16 protein-coding genes and 1 tRNA gene are annotated in these 16999 nt (G+C 52.2%); 13 read left to right on the forward strand and 4 right to left on the reverse strand.

Translation table 11 applies throughout. The annotated features are described in order from the left end of the window. The coding region (locus KF749_12495) for an arsenate reductase ArsC (GenBank protein ID MBX2991968.1) at positions 1 to 314 on the reverse strand (314 nt) is incomplete at its 3' end. Positions 315 to 405: 91 nt separating this feature from the next. Next, on the reverse strand, positions 406 to 1527 hold the full coding sequence (locus KF749_12500; protein MBX2991969.1) for a hypothetical protein: 1122 nt from the start codon (positions 1525 to 1527) through the stop codon (positions 406 to 408). Between the two features lie 391 nt (positions 1528 to 1918). Between KF749_12500 and KF749_12505 the strand changes: the two genes are divergently transcribed. The 11 genes from KF749_12505 to KF749_12555 all read left to right on the forward strand — a co-directional run bounded on the left by KF749_12505 (position 1919) and on the right by KF749_12555 (position 12916). Then, entirely contained in the window at positions 1919 to 2275 is a 357-nt protein-coding gene (locus KF749_12505) for a hypothetical protein (GenBank protein ID MBX2991970.1), read from the forward strand. A 182-nt stretch (positions 2276 to 2457) separates the two neighbouring features. Next, positions 2458 to 2631: a hypothetical protein gene (locus KF749_12510; protein MBX2991971.1), complete on the forward strand. Its 174-nt coding sequence runs from the start codon at positions 2458 to 2460 to the stop codon at positions 2629 to 2631. Positions 2632 to 2896: 265 nt separating this feature from the next. Further along, positions 2897 to 3424, forward strand: a complete 528-nt coding sequence (locus KF749_12515) for a putative metal-dependent hydrolase (protein ID MBX2991972.1) — start codon at positions 2897 to 2899, stop codon at positions 3422 to 3424. 8 nt (positions 3425 to 3432) lie between these two features. After that, positions 3433 to 4335 carry a tyrosine-type recombinase/integrase gene (locus KF749_12520; GenBank protein ID MBX2991973.1) on the forward strand — a complete coding sequence of 301 codons (903 nt, stop codon included), beginning with the start codon at positions 3433 to 3435 and terminating at the stop codon, positions 4333 to 4335. A gap of 43 nt (positions 4336 to 4378) precedes the next feature. Continuing rightward, positions 4379 to 6985: a leucine--tRNA ligase gene (gene leuS, locus KF749_12525; protein ID MBX2991974.1), complete on the forward strand. Its 2607-nt coding sequence runs from the start codon at positions 4379 to 4381 to the stop codon at positions 6983 to 6985. Positions 6986 to 7019: 34 nt separating this feature from the next. Continuing rightward, positions 7020 to 8843: an ABC transporter ATP-binding protein gene (locus KF749_12530; GenBank protein MBX2991975.1), complete on the forward strand. Its 1824-nt coding sequence runs from the start codon at positions 7020 to 7022 to the stop codon at positions 8841 to 8843. Positions 8844 to 8845: 2 nt separating this feature from the next. Further along, a complete protein-coding gene (locus tag KF749_12535; protein MBX2991976.1) occupies positions 8846 to 9715 on the forward strand; it encodes a glycosyltransferase family 2 protein in 870 nt (289 codons plus the stop codon). After that, positions 9712 to 10950, forward strand: a complete 1239-nt coding sequence (locus tag KF749_12540; protein ID MBX2991977.1) for an O-antigen ligase family protein — start codon at positions 9712 to 9714, stop codon at positions 10948 to 10950. Before KF749_12535 ends, KF749_12540 begins: the two co-directional genes overlap by 4 nt. After that, a complete protein-coding gene (locus tag KF749_12545) occupies positions 10943 to 11722 on the forward strand; it encodes a glycosyltransferase family 2 protein (GenBank protein ID MBX2991978.1) in 780 nt (259 codons plus the stop codon). The genes KF749_12540 and KF749_12545 overlap by 8 nt, the downstream gene beginning before the upstream one ends. Continuing rightward, positions 11706 to 12038 (forward strand): DUF1844 domain-containing protein, encoded by a 333-nt coding sequence (locus KF749_12550; protein ID MBX2991979.1) that lies wholly within the window; start codon positions 11706 to 11708, stop codon positions 12036 to 12038. The genes KF749_12545 and KF749_12550 overlap by 17 nt, the downstream gene beginning before the upstream one ends. Beyond that, a complete protein-coding gene (locus KF749_12555) occupies positions 12035 to 12916 on the forward strand; it encodes an NAD(+)/NADH kinase (GenBank protein ID MBX2991980.1) in 882 nt (293 codons plus the stop codon). Before KF749_12550 ends, KF749_12555 begins: the two co-directional genes overlap by 4 nt. Positions 12917 to 12921: 5 nt before the next feature. Here the strand turns inward: KF749_12555 and KF749_12560 are convergent, their stop codons facing one another. Then, complete coding sequence (locus KF749_12560) at positions 12922 to 13347, reverse strand: hypothetical protein (GenBank protein ID MBX2991981.1); 426 nt, start codon at positions 13345 to 13347, stop codon at positions 12922 to 12924. A 108-nt stretch (positions 13348 to 13455) separates the two neighbouring features. Next, positions 13456 to 13528, reverse strand: a tRNA-Ala gene (locus KF749_12565). 99 nt (positions 13529 to 13627) lie between these two features. On the opposite strand from KF749_12565, the gene KF749_12570 reads away from it, so the two are divergent. Both KF749_12570 and KF749_12575 read left to right on the forward strand, forming a co-directional pair. Continuing rightward, entirely contained in the window at positions 13628 to 15310 is a 1683-nt protein-coding gene (locus tag KF749_12570; GenBank protein MBX2991982.1) for a heme-binding protein, read from the forward strand. Continuing rightward, positions 15307 to 16998, forward strand: coding sequence for a hypothetical protein (locus KF749_12575; GenBank protein MBX2991983.1), 1692 nt, complete (start codon positions 15307 to 15309; stop codon positions 16996 to 16998). Before KF749_12570 ends, KF749_12575 begins: the two co-directional genes overlap by 4 nt. Position 16999: the final 1 nt, after the last annotated feature.

The following is a 16999-nucleotide window of genomic DNA, read 5'->3' on the forward strand; positions in this document are numbered from 1 at the left end:
GGATCATCGAAGCCGATGTGCAGCCGATGCTTCACGTTTCCGACAAAGACGGGACATGTTTCTTTCGCATTATCACACACGGTGATCACGAAGTCGAACGGTTCATTGATGAAACGGTCAACGTTCTTTGGCAATGCTCCGTCGAGACTGATGCCGACTTCGTTCATCACTTGAACGGCTTTCGGATGAACGCGTGTCGAGGGATTCGTGCCTGCCGAGTACACTTCCGGAGACGGGTCAAATGACCTGAGAAAATACTCCGCCATCTGGCTGCGGCACGAGTTGCCGGTGCAGAGAATGAGAATTCGCTTCATATGGCTATTCGTTGGTTTCTGTTGAGATGTCATGTTTTGATTGAATGCTGTACCCGGGGCGCTCTCGCGTCTTCGGTGATGCACAAGGTCCTCATAGAAAGGTGTAGAACAACGTCACACGCGCCGTCACCGATGCCTTGTGCTTGATCTCAGATGTTGTCGCGGTCGCCGGTTGCTTCTCGTAAGACTCTATCTGCACGTTCGGAATTATGGAGACACTCTTGTCCGGCTTCCAGCTTATACCCGCCAGAATGTAGTTGCGTGCATCTCCCGTAAAATCGCGGTTACTGTTCGGATCGAAGAAATCAAACCGCACAACTGCCGCTACATCGGGGTGTAGATTGTATGAACCGAACACTGAGAACCCGATTGCGTTCTTCGGCTTCAGCTCGAAGGGGGCAATCGTACCTTTCTTGATGCCGTTCGCTGTACTTGCAACAAATCCCTCCGCACCAATAGAGAACACATCCTTCTCACTGTAACCGACAAAGAGGGCGCTCGTGAGGATGTCATTGCCGAGAGTACCTTGAGGTGTGCCGGTGCTGTTCGGGTCGGAGATCGAAGCTTGAAGTCGCAAATCGCCATAGACGGTCACATGGAAATTTTGAACGGGCTTGAAGTAGAGATGTGCATAGATCCGTTTGTACTTATCCGATTCCGGCTTGTTGCCGCTGTTGTTGCCGGCCATTAACCAATAGTTGACTGTACCCGCTTCATTGAACTTTCCCTTCAACGCCACGCCGATATCGCGTGAACTGACAATCCCCCGCAAATCCATAATGGTTTTGTCCAGCGAGCGGTATCCCCATACCGCCTCGGAGATTTCGTAGGCTGGCGGAGGCTGGATTCCAAAAAACAGGTCGCTGCCGGAGAAGATGTTTCGCCACCGCAGATACGCATCCTTCACAAACACCCCGATCTTGCCATCGCTGGTGTTCGATACCTGATCGGCTTCGAGGCGAAAGCGCGTGCTGAAGATGTCGGAAATCTCATAGTCATACGTGAAATAAATGCGTCGAAACTGGAATCCCTGCATGTCCTTCTTTCCCGGCGTGGCAACATTCGAGAACGAGGATATGCCGGTGTCGCGGGCAACATTGTAGAAGTAGTCGCCAAACATGTAACCGGAAAATTTCCCGGCTGACTTTTCCTGCGCACCGAGGTACATAGGCAGAATGAGTACCAGCAAAAAAACACGGACTGTTTGCTTCATAGTGTGATCTGATTGAGTGCTTTTGATTGCGGAGAGGCCGGTCGGGTCTTCCATGATCCGCCTGTTGCATGGCACCTCCCGGCTTGAGATCTCATCTTGGCTTGGAGAAGATATGTCATTTTGGACGAAAAAGTTTCATTGGCGCTGTATAGGGACAACTGTTGTGTCTCCGTTTCCGGTCTCAAAAGATCCGTTTTCGACAATTGAAAAAAGATAACGAGAAGTGAAATCTTAGGCAATGAGAAATCTTTCTTAAACCGGCAGTTTTCCCGCAAGGTAATTTTAACATACAGATAACAGGCACTTCATTTTTGCATAACGCTGCACTCGTACATTTTTCCATCAGGGACATAGATGCGGGAAATCTTAATTATAGAGAAAGGCTGAATCAATGGTAAATGCTCTTTTTGCTCTGCTTCTACTTATCCCGCCGGCTCAGGGCGTTGGGGAGGGACAAGAGAACGTTGACACTCTGGAGGTTTACTCCCCGACAATAGGGTTTCTGAAAGTCCATACATCGGTTGCGGACCGCTACGATGATGGCATGTGGCGCCGGGAGTTCGCAAGCTATCGCATATATACGACCAACGGGGCGATGGTACGGCGAGTCTTGAGCAGTTTGGATGAACCACGCACCATACGCCTCGAAGAAGGAACGTATGTTATCCGGGAGGAAGGTGGGAAACGTCGTACCCCTGAGTACAAGGTTCTGATCGAAGGCGGAAAAACAACTGAAGTTGTGAAGTAGCCGCGACAACAGAACACGCATTTGATGCTCGGCAAACCGAGAATCGGGACCCTCCGACGGGAAAAAGCCCGGCTGTTCTGATAAACCCTTTCCTCATTTCCGCAGACGCGGTAACAGGGGAAGGGTTCTTGCATTTCGCGGGTTGTCGGTCGATCTGCTGTCTCGCCCATCTCTACCTTTTCATGAAGACGAAATTACTGGTATTGCTGTTTTGCGTGACAAACATTGTCCAGTCACAATGGGAACAGATCAACAACGGATTGCCCAGCTTGAATATTAAGGCACTTGCCGTTGCCCCGAACAGCGGCGGCGTTGATTTTTTGTATGCCTGCGGCTACCGGGTCAGCCACAGGTAACCCCTGAATATGTGGCTGAGCCTCTCGCGCCAAGCGAGCCGAAGTGTGCCGAAGCCACTTTGTGAGGGGAAAACTCACGAATGCTGATATTGACAAGCTCAATGAGCAGCTTATTGCCGGTGCTTGAACCTCCCGCAGGCAATAGAAGATAATGCCGAAACGAAACGGAGTTCAGCACTCCGGTTCAATATCCTACCTTGCTTGTCTCTCGCTATTTCGATAACTTTTCAAAGCGTAACTCATGAAATTATAGCGTGTTATGAACATCGAGGAACTGAAGTACCCGATTGGCAGGTATAAGCGTCCTGACGCAATCTCCGAGGCAGATATTGCCCGATGGATCGATGAACTTGCGGTTGCTCCGGCTCGATTTCAAGAGGCGGCAAAGGGGCTTTCCGGGGAGCAGCTATCGACTCCGTATCGGGAGGGAGGGTGGACTGTCCGGCAGGTTTTCCATCACGTGCCTGACAGCCACTTTCAGGCTTACGGTCGCTTCAAGCTTGCGCTCACGGAGGATCATCCCACCATCAAAGCATACATGGAGGATCGCTGGGCAATGCTCCCCGACTCCGAACTGACTCCGGTGGAAGTGTCGCTCGCAATGTTAGATGCTCTTCACAAGAGATGGGTAGTGTTGCTGAAATCGATGACGAGGAATGACTTCAAACGGACGTTCTTTCATCCCGAACACCAGAAGGATTTCCCGCTCGACGCAATTCTCGGTCTGTACGCATGGCATGGCAAGCATCATCTGGCCCATATCCTCAATGTGAAAAAGCGGATGAATTGGTAAAAGCCGGAATGAGCGCCCAACCCCGGCCTGTCAAAACCCGCTTGTCGGAGCAACGGCTCAGGATGTCCATCGCCTCGTTTCTCGATTCGTTCGGGAACCCGGTAACGCGGGGAACGTATGAACGAAGCCTGCGTGAATTTGTCAGATGGTTTCGCAAAACGAATGATTTCCGGTTTCTTGTTCAGGATGTCGAGCGATACAAGCGCTATCTCACGAAAGGCAAAAAGCTCTCCGCGGTTTCCGTTTCGGCATATCTGACATCCTTGCGCAGCTTGTGTTCTTTTCTTGTTGAGAAGAACATACTGAAGGCGAATCCGGCGAAGTTCGTCGGCGGCAACAGCCGGCCAAGAGTTCATGTTAGAAAAGCGCTGTCGGATGACGACGTACGCAAGTTGCTGGATACGCTCGGCTCGGAAAGTGAAACCGGCTTGCGGGATGCAGCCATCATGTTGCTGATGCTCGACTGCGGCCTCTCCGAATCGGAACTTGTTCATGCAAACGTGGAGGATTTCAGGAATACCACATTGTGTGTGCAGAGCAAAGGGATGAAATCCAAAGGCGAACCTGTTGCTGTTACTTCCCGCGTTGCTGATGCTATCGAGCGGTATTCGGAGTTCCTGACGAGTCTGCCGGCAGAAAACCGGAAGCCGGAAAGTCCGCTGTTTCTCAGTGCCGGCAACCGTACGCGGGGAATGCGGATGTCGACACGGGGCATCCGTGATGTTGTGAACAATCATCTGCACGCTGCCGGTATCAGGAGAACTGAAAGAGGAGGAATTACTCCTCACTCATTGCGCTGCACGGCGGCACGGCGGTTGGCCGAATCGGGCGCAACGCCTGAAGAAATCCGGCAGCGCCTGAGGCTCGGTACAATTCAAACCGCAAAGATATATCTGAAGGCAAACCCATAGTTCAGAATCCGACATTGACAATTCGAAACTCGCAATCCCGACAATGCCTTATCCTTTTCACGAAATAGAACCGAAGTGGCAAACGTACTGGGACGATCATAAGACGTTCCGCACGGAGGATTTCTCCGACAAGCCGAAGGCGTTCATTCTTGATATGTATCCGTATCCTTCCGGTGCCGGGCTTCATGTCGGCCATCCCGAAGGATATACGGCTACGGATATTCTCTGCCGCTACAAACGGATGAAGGGATGCAACGTTCTTCATCCGATCGGGTGGGATGCATTCGGGTTGCCCGCCGAACGGTTTGCGATGCAGACGAATATTCATCCCCGCATTACAACCGAGCGGAATATCAACACATTCCGCCGTCAGATTAAGATGTTAGGATTGAGTTACGACTGGGATCGTGAGGTTGATACCACTGATCCGGATTACTACAAATGGACGCAGTGGATCTTTCTGAAAATCTACAACTCGTGGTACGACTACCGGGTCAACAAGGCACGTCCCGTTGATGAGCTGGTCAGGGAATTCGAAGAAGCCGGATGTTCCAAGATCGACTGTTCACTCTATTGCGGGGATGATCATTGCTGCTTCACCGCCGACGGCTGGAAGCGGATGAGCAGAGTCGAGCAGCATAACGTGCTCAAGAATTTCCGTCTCTGTTACATTGCCGAGATTCCCGTGAATTGGTGCGAGGGATTGGGTACGGTGCTTGCGAACGAAGAAGTCGCCGAATGGACGGAAAAAGGCTACACCGTTGAGCGCCGTCCCATGAAGCAATGGATGATGCGGATTACGGCGTACGCCGAACGGCTGCTTGAAGACGGCAAAGAACTTGATTGGCCTGCATCAACTGTTGAGCAGCAAACAATTTGGATCGGGCGTTCGGAAGGAGCGGAGATAGATTTCCCCGTGAGCGGGCTTGATGCGACAATCCGTGTCTTCACCACACGGCCCGACACGGTGTTCGGCGCAACGTACATGGTGCTGGCTCCTGAACACCCGCTTGTCGATGCGCTGACAACTGCGGAGCAGCGAAAGATCCTCGACGACTACCGCAATCAAGCAAAGCTCAAAAGCGAGCTGGAACGCGGAATCGAAACGGACAAGACGGGCGTCTTCACGGGCGGCTATGCCGTGAATCCGGCAACGAAGCAAAACATCCCGATCTGGATTGCCGATTATGTGCTGATGGGCTACGGCACCGGCGCCATCATGGCCGTGCCGGGACACGACGAACGTGATTGGGAGTTTGCGCGGAAGTTCTCCCTGCCGATTGTTGAAGTGGTGGCCGGAGGGAGCGTACAGGAGGCTGCATTCAGCGACAACGAAAACGGCGTTGCCGTCAATTCCGAAAATGATGAAGTGTCATTGAACGGCTTGAACGTAGCTGATGCAAAGAAGAGGATCATCGGGTGGCTCTCCGCAAAGGGAATAGGAAAGGGGAAAGTCCAGTTCAAGCTGCGCGACTGGTTGTTTTCGCGGCAGCGGTATTGGGGGGAACCGATTCCCATAATCCATCTCGAAGACGGAACGTTGAAAGCATTGAGCGAGGATGATCTGCCGCTTCGCTTACCGGACTTGCAGAAATTCCAGCCGAGCGGCACAACAGAATCACCACTGGCGCTGGCAACCGATTGGGTGCATGTCACCGACAAGGAAACCGGACTTAAAGGCAGGCGCGAAACGAATACGATGCCGCAGTGGGCAGGTTCGTGTTGGTACTACTTGCGCTACCTCGACCCGAAGAACGGCATGGAGATTTTCTCGAAGGAGAAAGAGAAGTACTGGATGCCCGTTGATCTGTACGTAGGCGGCTCGGAACATGCCGTTCTGCACCTGATGTATGCCCGCTTCTGGCACAAGGTGTTGTACGATCTCGGCTACGTCAGTACGAAAGAGCCGTTCGTGAAGTTGAGGCATCAGGGGATTATTTTGGGAGAGAATTCCAAGAAGATGTCGAAGTCGTTGGGCAACGTCGTCAACCCGGACGATGTTGTGAAGGAGTACGGCGCCGATGCATTGCGGATGTTCGAAATGTTCATGGGTCCGCTGGAGGAAATGAAGCCGTGGAGTACACGCGGCGTCGAGGGGGTGTTCCGTTTCCTGAATCGCGTGTGGCGGCTTTATATTGATGATGCCGGAAATCCCGACCCTGATATCAAAGACATTCCGCCTTCGGTCGATGTCGAGCGTGTGTATCATGCAACGGTCAAGAAGGTCGGCGACGATATCGAGCGGCTCAGCTTCAACACGGCCATTGCGCAGATGATGATTTTCGTGAACGAGGTGATGAAGAGCGAAACGAAGCCACGGCAGGTGTTGGAGCCGTTTATCAAAGTTCTCTCACCCTTTGCGCCTCATATTGCAGAGGAATTATGGCAGAAGACGGGCCACACGCACACACTGGCATACGAACCATGGCCTTCGTTCGATTCCGCAAAGCTCGAGGAAACGACGGTTGAAATTGTTCTGCAAGTAAACGGGAAGATCCGTTCAAAAATTTCCGTGGCAAAAGATACCTCCGGGCACGATTTGGAAACCCTGACTCTTGCCGATGAAAACGTGCGCAGACACCTCGACGGCAAGCAGATCGTGAAGAAGATTGTGGTTAAGAACAAGCTCGTGAACATCGTCGTCAAATGATGCGCTGCACACCATCCCGCAAACCCGGCACGCTATGAAAGTTTTTTTGCGTGTCGTCCGCTACGTCAAGCCGTATCGCTGGAAGCTGATCGCGGCCAACTTCTGCATGCTTGTCAGTCGCCCCTTGGAATTGCTGTCCTACATTCTCCTCATCCCGATGCTCGATGTCGTCTTTTCTCCGCCGAACGTCGGGGAAGTTGGCGCCACGGGAACATCCGTCTTCAATCTTGGAAATTACCTCAAACAGTTTCTCGCCGGGCTTGTGGCACAATACGATCGCCCGACTGCATTGCTGTTTCTTGTGATTGCCGTCTTTGCCTCTTTTCTGCTGAAGAACCTTTTCTCGCTCGTGAACCAGTATCTGATGGCGGATATCGAGCACGGCATCATGCACAGGTTGCGCAATGATGTGTATCGTCATCTACAACATCTTTCCCTTTCTTACTTCACGGAAGAACGAAAGGGAAACCTTATTGCCACGGTCGTGAACGACGTGAGAATTCTGAACGATTCGGCGATGGCCGTGGTGAACAGCTTCTTCAGAGACCCTCCCACCATCGTCCTTTCAACACTCGTGTTGCTGCTGCTCGATTGGCAGTTGACGGTGATTGTGGCGTTGATTATTCCGATAGGCGGCATCATCATCAGCCGCATCGCCGACAAGCTGAAGAAGCAATCCATCTTCATGCAGGAGAAGATGGCGGATATGATGTCTGTGCTGGATGAGTCACTGGCGAATGTCCGCATCGTGAAGGCGTTCGGGATGGAAGAGTTTGAGACGGGGAGATTCTCGAAAGAATCATCCCGCTATGCCGATCTGATGAAAACCATCCAGCGAAGAAGAAATCTCGCATCACCCATTTCCGAAATGTTCGGCGTGATCGCGATTGCCGTGATCGTCTGGTTTATCGGCGGCAGAGTCATCAGCGGAACCAGCTCGATGACGTCGAGCGCCCTCATCGGCTACATCGTTGTGCTTTCGCAAATGCTGCCGCCCATCAAGCTGTTCGGACAGACATTCAACAGCGTGCAGGAAGGAATCGGTGCGGCGGGGCGTGTGTTCAAGATTCTCGATACGAAGCCGGCGATTCTCGACAAACCATCGGCTGCCGCCGTCACCGGATTCAAACATCAGATCCGGTATGAGAATGTCTCGTTCAAGTATGAAACGGGTGATGTTGTTCTGAAAGGCGTGTCGCTGGAAATCAAGCAGGGCGAACGGGTTGCCATCGTCGGGCCGAGCGGCGGAGGAAAATCAACGCTCGTGGATTTGTTGCCGAGATTCTATGATCCGCGTGAAGGGAGAATTACGTTGGACGGCATGGATCTCCGTGATATTACGGTTGATTCCTTGCGCGGCCTGATGGGAATCGTGACACAGGAGACGATTCTGTTCAATGATACTGTTCGGAACAATATCGCGTACGGCCGGAGCGAAACATCGCTCGACCGGATCATCGAAGCGGCGACCATTGCCAATGCGCACGAGTTTATTGCCCGATTGCCCGACGGCTATGACACGAAAATCGGCGACCGGGGAACGAAACTCTCCGGCGGGCAGCGGCAGCGTATATCGCTTGCGCGGGCAATCCTGAAGAATCCGCCGATACTGATTTTCGATGAAGCAACCTCGGCACTCGATACCGAATCGGAAATCCTCGTTCAGGAAGCAGTCGAGAGAACGCTTGCGGGGAGAACATCCGTGGTGATTGCGCATCGCCTTTCCACCATTCAACACTCCGACCGGATTATTGTGATTGAGAAAGGAGAGATTGTCGAAGAAGGGAAACATGCGTCGTTGCTTGCAAACAGCAACGGTGTGTACAAGAGGCTGTACGAACTTCAGTTCCAGGTGTGAGCGTGAAGGTCAGCGGATTTTCCATCATCAGAAACGGAGTGAAGTACGGTTATCCGGTTGTCGAGGCGGTATCATCGATTCTCCCGGTCTGCGATGAATTTATTCTGAATGTGGGGAAGTCCGATGATGAAACACTTGAACTCGTTCGAACGATTTCGTCTCCGAAACTGACGATCATCGAACGTGAATGGGATATGAGTCTGCGCGAAGGAGGGCTATTGATTTCTTTCGAGACGAACGCCGCTCTCGACAAATGTACCGGCGATTGGTGTTTCTATATTCAAGCGGATGAAGTGTTGCACGAACGGTACTTTCCTGTTGTTCGCTCGGAAATGGAGCGGTATCTGCATGACGGGAACGTCGAGGCGCTTCAGTTCGGCTATCGGCACTTTTACGGCAGTTACGACTTCTATCAAGATGATTATCGAACCTGGTATGTGAAGGAGAGCCGCATTGTCAAACGCCATCCGGATATTGCGTCGTGGGGAGACGGTATGGATTTTCGCCATCGCGACGGCACATTGTTGAGGCGCAAAAAGATCGATGCGGAGATATACCACTACGGATGGGTTCGCCCGCCGCAAGTGATGTACTCGAAGAATGTCGGCTTTCATCAACTCTACTTTTCCGATGAAGAAGTGAAGAAGCGGGTTCCTTCTGTCGAACATACATACCATCATCTCGGCCATTTGAAACGGTTTGCCGGGACACATCCTGCAGTCATGAAGGAACGCATCGCAGCGTCACAATGGGATTTTGATTCGAAGATCGACGAACAGCCCCCCGATTGGTGGCGTCACGTGACGTTGTTTCTGCAGCCCCTGACAAAACGTTTGCAACGATGGTTCGGAACGGACAGGAAGACGCAATGACTCAACATGCGAACACAGGTGTACGGCGGTTTCTCTTCGGCGACGCGGCAGATTCTGCAACGCGCCTCGATGCGGCAATCCTGCTGTTGCTGATGGCGTTCTTGTTCAGCAGCACGCTGTCCATTGCCGCGATGAATATCGCCTACGGGTCGGCGGCGCTGTTATGGTTGGGAAGGATGGCCGTCAGACGATCGTGGGGGTTTCCTTCCACTCCGCTGGACAAATTCTTCCTGGCATACATCGTGGCGGAAGGTATTTCCACCATCTTTGCATACAATAGGGAACAGTCACTCTTGTACATGTACCGGCGCGTAACACTGTTGCCGATCATGTACATTTTGCTGGCGAACATCAACTCACGGCGGACGTTGAAGATTGTTTTCGGTACGCTCGCCCTGTCAATGGTGTTCGTCTCCCTTTGGAGTCTTCGCGATGTTATTCTTCACTTTGGCGAGTATCTGCAGTTCGGTCGCAGGCTGCGTGAGTTTCAGATGTACATGACGGCAGGCGGGATGATGATGTTCGGGATGCTGCTTGTGCTGCCGTTTGCCGTTCATCCGAAAACTCCGGCAAAGCTCAGGTGGGTTGCGGTTCTCGCAATGATCCCCATCGGCACGAATCTTCTGTTCACGTTCACCCGAAGTTCATGGCTCGGTTTTCTTGCCGGGGCAATCATCATCGGGGCGTTTCGTGCGAAGAAAATCTTTCTTCCGCTCGTTCTTCTTGTTGGAGCAGTAGTACTGTTTGCATCCCCCGAAATGCAGGAACGAATGTCCAGCATCTTCAATCCGTATCACGAACACAACATCGAACGGCTGCGGATGTGGCAAACGGGAATCAACATCTTCAAAGATCATCCCGTTATCGGCATCGGCGACATCGGCATCGAGCAGGTCTGGCCAATGTATGCGCCGCCCGAATGGAAGCCTGAAGGGCATCTTCACAACAATCTTATCACGTTGCTCGTTACGGTAGGATTATTGGGAACCGCGGCAGTCGCGGCAATCTTTGTGAAGTTGTGGTTGGTCATCTCAAACATCGAGCGGCAATGGCAGGCCGATTGGCTGTACGGATCGATTGCGCTGGGCGCGCTTGCGGCAATGGCGGGCTTTCACATCAACGGATTATTCGAGTGGAACTTCGGCGACGCGGAGATTATCATGGTCGTGTGGGCGGTATGCGGAATGGCGTTGGCCGCCGCAAAAGTAGCACAGAGGGAGGCAGCGAATGGCTAAGCTCTCCGTGATCACTCTTGTACTGAATGAAGAGCATAATATTGCCAATTGCCTCGAAAGCGTGAAATGGGCTGACGAAATTATTGTTGTTGATTCGGGCAGTACCGACAAGACAGTTGAACTGGCGCGGCGGTTTACCGACAAGGTTTTGACAGTTGAGTGGAAGGGTTACGGCGCAACTAAGAATGTAGCGTTGGATCGCGCGACGGGAGATTGGATTTTATGGCTTGATGCGGATGAACGTGTGCCCCCCGAACTGGCTGAGGAGATACAGTTGGTATTGCGGGAAGACACAATGTATGCGGGCTTTGAGGTTGCGAGGAGGGCGTACTTTCTCGGCAAGTGGATCAGGCATTGCGGCTGGTATCCGGGACGTGTGACGAGGCTGTTTCGCAAGGATAAATCACGCTTCACGGAAACCAATGTTCACGAGCAAATTGTTGTTGTCGGAAAAATCGGCAACCTGCAGCATGACTTGTTGCATTTCACCGACCCCGATCTTCAACACTATTTCAGCAAGTTCAACAACTACACAACTCTTGCCGCGAAAGACATGCACGCTGCCCGAAAGACGTTCTCGATGTATGACATTCTCGTTCGCCCGCCGTTTCTCTTTTTCAAGATGTATATTGCAAGAAGAGGATTTCTCGACGGCATTCAGGGATTCATGCTCTCTGTCGTCTCATCGGCGTATGTCTTTACAAAGTATGCGAAGCTGTGGGAACTGCAACACAAGACAATGAAGGAGGAATCACATGGACTTCAAGGATAAAAACAGCCAGCTTTTTCTTCAACTCGTTTTTATGTATCACGCTGCCTGTATGGAGCAGTTGGGAAAAGTAAAGAGCACGATCACGGGAAAGATCGAGCGCGACCTTGGGGCGGCGCAAAGCACAATTGATCTTCTCGATATGTTGAAGGAGAAAACCAAAGGCAATCTCTCGCAAGAAGAAGATCGCTTTCTGACAGAACTCATCCGCGAATTGAAATTGAACTTCGTGGATGAGAAGCTAAAAGACGAGAAGGCGAAGCAAAAGCAACCAAAGGAAGAGGCTCCGAAACAGGAAGAAACAGGCACATCACAATGAAATTCGGAATAATCGGAAACCGGTCGAAACACGAGCTTCCCGGAGTTGTGAAACTGCTTGTCGATACGCTCAACCGCTCGAGCGTCGAGTTCGTGATCGACGGCGAGATCGTCGAGTTGTTGAACGGAAAAAATGTCCGGCTCGGAGCAGTCGAGGCGCGCAAACATGCGGAATGCATTCGCGGGGTCGACATAGTAATCGCGCTGGGTGGCGACGGGACTATTCTTTCGGCTGCCCGGACCGTCGGAGCCGGGAGCACGCCGATTCTCGGCGTGAATCTTGGAAAACTCGGATTCCTTGCCGAGTTTGCGCCGGATGAACTTGAGACTTCAATCAAGAATGTTATTGCGAACAACTATCATGTTGAAGAGCGAATGGTGCTGGAAGCGACATCGCCGTCGCTGCCGGGACAAACATTGTTCGGCGTGAACGACATTGTTGTGGATAAATCGCGCTCGGCACGCGTGATGGATGTCGAAACTTACATCAACGGAACATTTGCCGTAACATACCGGGGCGACGGGCTGATCATTTCCACGCCGACTGGTTCGACCGCGTATGCGCTTTCCAACGGCGGGCCGATAGTTACGCCAACCTCACAAGTCATCGGCATAACGCCGATTGCTCCGCATACTCTCAGCGGCCGCCCCCTCATTGTCCCCGATACCGACACGATTCGCGTTGTCGCGTACGCAACGGCAAATGAAGTATTGCTCTCCGCCGACGGTCAGGAAACGGGAATACTGGAGCCGCCGATCGAAATCTTCATCCGGAAAGCGCCTCACACATTGCGCCTCGTGAAGTGTGTGGACAGGTCGTACTACGAAGTGTTGCGGGGAAAGCTCTTGTGGGGGAAAGATGTGAGGCAGGGAGAGTAGCAGCGTCAGTTCTTCAAGGCACCTTCAGCAATCCACGTTCGTATTCCATTGATCTGATTTTGATTGAGGGGATTTGTCGTGTTCGGTGGCATGCGTTGTCCCGTTCTCCCTTCGATCCGAAATACCAACTCGCTTGTCTCGGGTGAGCCCGGAATAACAACCGGCAATCCGCGGACGCCATACCGCAGATTCTCATAAGTGTCGAGTTTCAGTTGATCGGCCGGCTCCGCCTGGCTGTGACATCCCGCGTACATGCACGTCTGGCTGAAAAGCCGCTGGACGTGCTGCGAGTAACTAACGTTGGTGGTCGGGAAGATCACATCGGACGGGCTGCCGTCAGGTCCGATAATGCCTTCGTCTTTCTTGCAACTCACGATTGATAAGGCGGCGATGAGTGTAGCGAGACAAATGCGTAAGAGTGTTGTATTCATGCAGTTACTGCGTTAAAGATCCGTTCTCTTTCTGTTACTATGCAAAACACCCACAGCGCAAGAAAGATTCTCCGGAAAAGAAAAAGGGAAGAAATTCTTCCCTTTCCGTGGAGCTGAGGGGGATCGAACCCCTGACCTCGTGAATGCCATTCACGCGCTCTCCCAGCTGAGCTACAGCCCCTTAAGTAACCGTGTCAATATATGAACTTGCCTGTCCAAAATCAAAGCGTGCTGCAGCTAACAACGACTCTTGAGTCATCTTGCTTTTCTGTGATGCGAATTGTACTATGTAGCCAAGTTCTTTGTCAGTCACTACAATCCGTTCAGGAAACAAGGGGAGCCGATGCACGGAGTTGTCAGCAAGTCTATTCCGGTTCGAAACCGATTAGCCGCATTGCTTCGAGCAGGCTTCTTTCTCCTCCCCTGTGTATATGTGTCGTCTTGCGACACGATTCAGAACCCGTCCTCATCCGCCCAAGTCTGTACGCCGCTTCTTTCTCAAATCGACGTTGAAACACTCATTTCCCGCGCAGTTGAACAAGCACAACGTCTCAATCAACGAGTAACTATTGCCGTCTCGGACCGGGAAGGGAACATTCTCGGCGTATTCCGTATGAACGGGGCCCGGTTTGTTTCTGCGCCGCTTACTGTCAACAATGCCCCGGTTCAAATTACAACTGTTGATACGTGTATCCGCAAGGCGCGTACCGCGGCCTTCCTGAGCAGTAACGGGCACGCTTTCTCCACGACCACTGCATGTTTCATTACGCGTTCTCATTTTCCCCCCGGAGTTGCCAATGCTCCCGGCGGACCATTGTTTGGCGTTGGTTTGTCCAATTTGCCCGGCAGCGATATTATGCCGAACGGCAGCGCGCTGAATGATCTCCCCGGAGGCATCCCTGTTTACAAAGGCGGGTGCCTTGCCGGCGGTATCGGCGTTATCGGTGCCGAATCGCAATTCAACCAGTCACTGTGCACGGGAGTCAGTTCCGACGAAGTTATTGCCCTCGGCGCCCTTTCCGGCTACTCTGTGCCGGACGATCGAAGAGGAGATCGAATCTTTATCGACGGGATTCGATTTCTCTACACAACTGCCGAAACACCTGCCGGAAATCTCTCGCTGACATTCGCCCAAGCTCTTGCGCTGGGATCGGTGGATACCGACTATCCGATTCGGGCGACTCCTGCGCAACGTTTTCCGAACGAGGGCGAAGTTCTGCTCGGTGGCGGATTTGACTTTCCGATTGTCGGAGGATCGGTGTTCACGGCTGCCGAAGTTCAATCGATTGTTCTGCAAGCGAAAACTCAGGCCGAACGGACACGCGCTGCGATCCGTCGTCCGGTTGGGGCGGCATCGCAGGTTTTCATTGCAGTGGTTGATGTGGACGGATCCGTTCTTGGAATCTGGCGAACACCGGATGCGACGATTTTCAGCTACGACGTCAGCGTTCAAAAAGCACGAACAGCTCTTGTGTTCAGCAATCCGAACAATCCCAATCCCCAAAACAATGCCGAGTTCGGTCAGAGAATAAGAACAATTCTCGGCCTGCCTTCCAGTTCTTCCCTTGCCATAACAACCCGGGCAATCGGCTTTCTCGCACAAGATTTTTTTCCGCCGGGAATCGACAGGGATTCGTTGGGCAACCGGACAGGGTCGGGTCCGTTGTTTGAAGGAGCAAGCTTCGCCTACCAATTTCGTCTTCTCGCTCAAGGACTTCCTACGTTTGGCCCGAACCGCGGCAACGGCGTCACTATTTTTCCGGGCGGGATTCCTTTGTACAAAAACGGCCAGATTGCCGGTGCCATCGGCGTCAGCGGTGACGGAGTTGATCAGGATGATTTGATTGCCGCGGCCGGGGCAGCAGGATTCGAACCGCCGCTGAACATTCGTTCCGATCAGTTCTTCTATCAAGGCGTCCGGCTTCCGTATGTCAAATTTCCACGCCAGCCCGGAATACAATGAAGCATACTTTTTTGCTCATAAGCGGATTGATTCTGTTGGTTGCTGTTCTCATGAGCATCCGGTCTTTTGCCCAATCATCGAACGAATCACCAACATCCGGAACGGATACGCTTTCAACGAAACCACCCGGACTCAAAGACTTCGAAGTGATTGAAGATCGTTGGAGAATTGTTCCGCCGGCTTCCGAATACACTGTTGAAGGCGGTGCAGCTGATCCCTACAATCAAAATATCCTGAAGGGCGACTACCCGATTGCCGGTCAGAGTACATTCCTGATTCTCACGGCAACTGCCGAGAATATCTTTGAAATGCTCACCAACCCGACTCCCATCGGAATCAGCACACGTGAGCCGTCGGGAGATGTATTCTTCGGAGAGAATAACCGGCTCGTCAACAATTCCTTTGCAAAACTCTCGGTTGAACTATACGGCGGTCAGACGGCATTCCGTCCGCGTGATTGGGAGGTGAAAGCAACTGCCGTCTTCAATTTGAATTTCACACAATTGAAGGAGTTCAACGGGGTGAACATCAATGTTCGCAAAGGTGACACGAGGACGGAAAACCACGTCGGATTTCAAGAGTTATTCGTTGAGAAACATCTATTTGATGTGAGCGACAGATACGACTTTGTTTCGCTCAAAGTCGGTATTCAGAAATTCGCCAGCGATTTCAGGGGATTTCTTTTCAACGACTTCAATCTCGGGGCGAGACTGTTCGGGAATCTCAACTCGAACCGGATTCAGTGGAATCTCATCTACCTGCCGATGCTGGAGAAGGAGACAAACAGCGAACTGAATACCGTGTTCGACCGGCGCAATCAGGATGTCGGCATAGCAAACATCTACATTCAGGATTGGTGGGCACTCGGATACACAACCCAGTTCAGTTTCCATTTCAATCATGACAAACCGGGCACGCATTACGACGAGAACGGATTTCTCGTCCGGCCTGCGCTTGCCGGCAGCGTAAAGCCGCATGAGATCAAAGCATACTATGCAGGTTGGGCGGGAGACGGCCATTTCGACTGGTTGAATATCACGCACGCGTTCTACCAGGTGTTCGGCACCGATGATTTCAATTCGTTTGCGGGCAAGAAGATCACCATCAACGCACAAATGGCGGCGCTCGAGCTTTCGGTTGATGACGACTGGCAGCGCTTCAAGATTTCGGGCCTCTACGCCTCAGGCGACGACGATATTGCCGATGATGTCGGAAAGGGTTTCGACGCAATTCTTGATGCCCCGTTCTTTGCAGGTGGCGCATTCAGTTACTGGCAACTGCAACGCATCGGGTTACAGGGGGTGGGACTTGTACAGAAGCTCAGCTTTCTGCCGACGTTGCGCAGCAGCAAACTCGAAGGGCAAGCCAACTTCGTGAATCCGGGACTCATTCTTCTGAATGCAGGATACGACGCCGAGATCACTCCCAAAATCAAAACATCTCTCAATCTGAGCTATCTTCGATTTGTGAATACCGCCGTGCTTGTTGACTTTCTGAATCAGAATGCGATTCACAAACAAATCGGGGTGGAGGCAAGTCTTGGCATTCTCTACCGCCCGTTTTTGAACAACAATGCAATCATCACGCTCGGGTTCTCGGCTTTCTCGCCGCTTGCCGGTTTCAAGGACATTTATGAACGGGGGGATATGTTGTATGCCGGAACTCTCGGGCTCGCATTTACATACTGAC

This window comes from Bacteroidota bacterium (assembly GCA_019637975.1).
Lineage (GTDB): Bacteria > Bacteroidota > Ignavibacteria > UBA10030 > UBA6906 > CAADGV01.

Bases quoted from the DNA above. Each gene is read 5' to 3' on its own strand.
- KF749_12500 (MBX2991969.1), bottom strand. From the start codon at position 1,527: ATGAAGCAAACAGTCCGTGTTTTTTTGCTGGTACTCATTCTGCCTATG.
- KF749_12505 (MBX2991970.1), top strand. From the start codon at position 1,919: ATGGTAAATGCTCTTTTTGCTCTGCTTCTACTTATCCCGCCGGCTCAG.
- KF749_12510 (MBX2991971.1), top strand. From the start codon at position 2,458: ATGAAGACGAAATTACTGGTATTGCTGTTTTGCGTGACAAACATTGTC.
- KF749_12520 (MBX2991973.1), top strand. From the start codon at position 3,433: ATGAGCGCCCAACCCCGGCCTGTCAAAACCCGCTTGTCGGAGCAACGG.
- leuS (MBX2991974.1), top strand. From the start codon at position 4,379: ATGCCTTATCCTTTTCACGAAATAGAACCGAAGTGGCAAACGTACTGG.
- KF749_12530 (MBX2991975.1), top strand. From the start codon at position 7,020: ATGAAAGTTTTTTTGCGTGTCGTCCGCTACGTCAAGCCGTATCGCTGG.
- KF749_12540 (MBX2991977.1), top strand. From the start codon at position 9,712: ATGACTCAACATGCGAACACAGGTGTACGGCGGTTTCTCTTCGGCGAC.
- KF749_12545 (MBX2991978.1), top strand. From the start codon at position 10,943: ATGGCTAAGCTCTCCGTGATCACTCTTGTACTGAATGAAGAGCATAAT.
- KF749_12550 (MBX2991979.1), top strand. From the start codon at position 11,706: ATGGACTTCAAGGATAAAAACAGCCAGCTTTTTCTTCAACTCGTTTTT.
- KF749_12555 (MBX2991980.1), top strand. From the start codon at position 12,035: ATGAAATTCGGAATAATCGGAAACCGGTCGAAACACGAGCTTCCCGGA.
- KF749_12560 (MBX2991981.1), bottom strand. From the start codon at position 13,347: ATGAATACAACACTCTTACGCATTTGTCTCGCTACACTCATCGCCGCC.
- KF749_12575 (MBX2991983.1), top strand. From the start codon at position 15,307: ATGAAGCATACTTTTTTGCTCATAAGCGGATTGATTCTGTTGGTTGCT.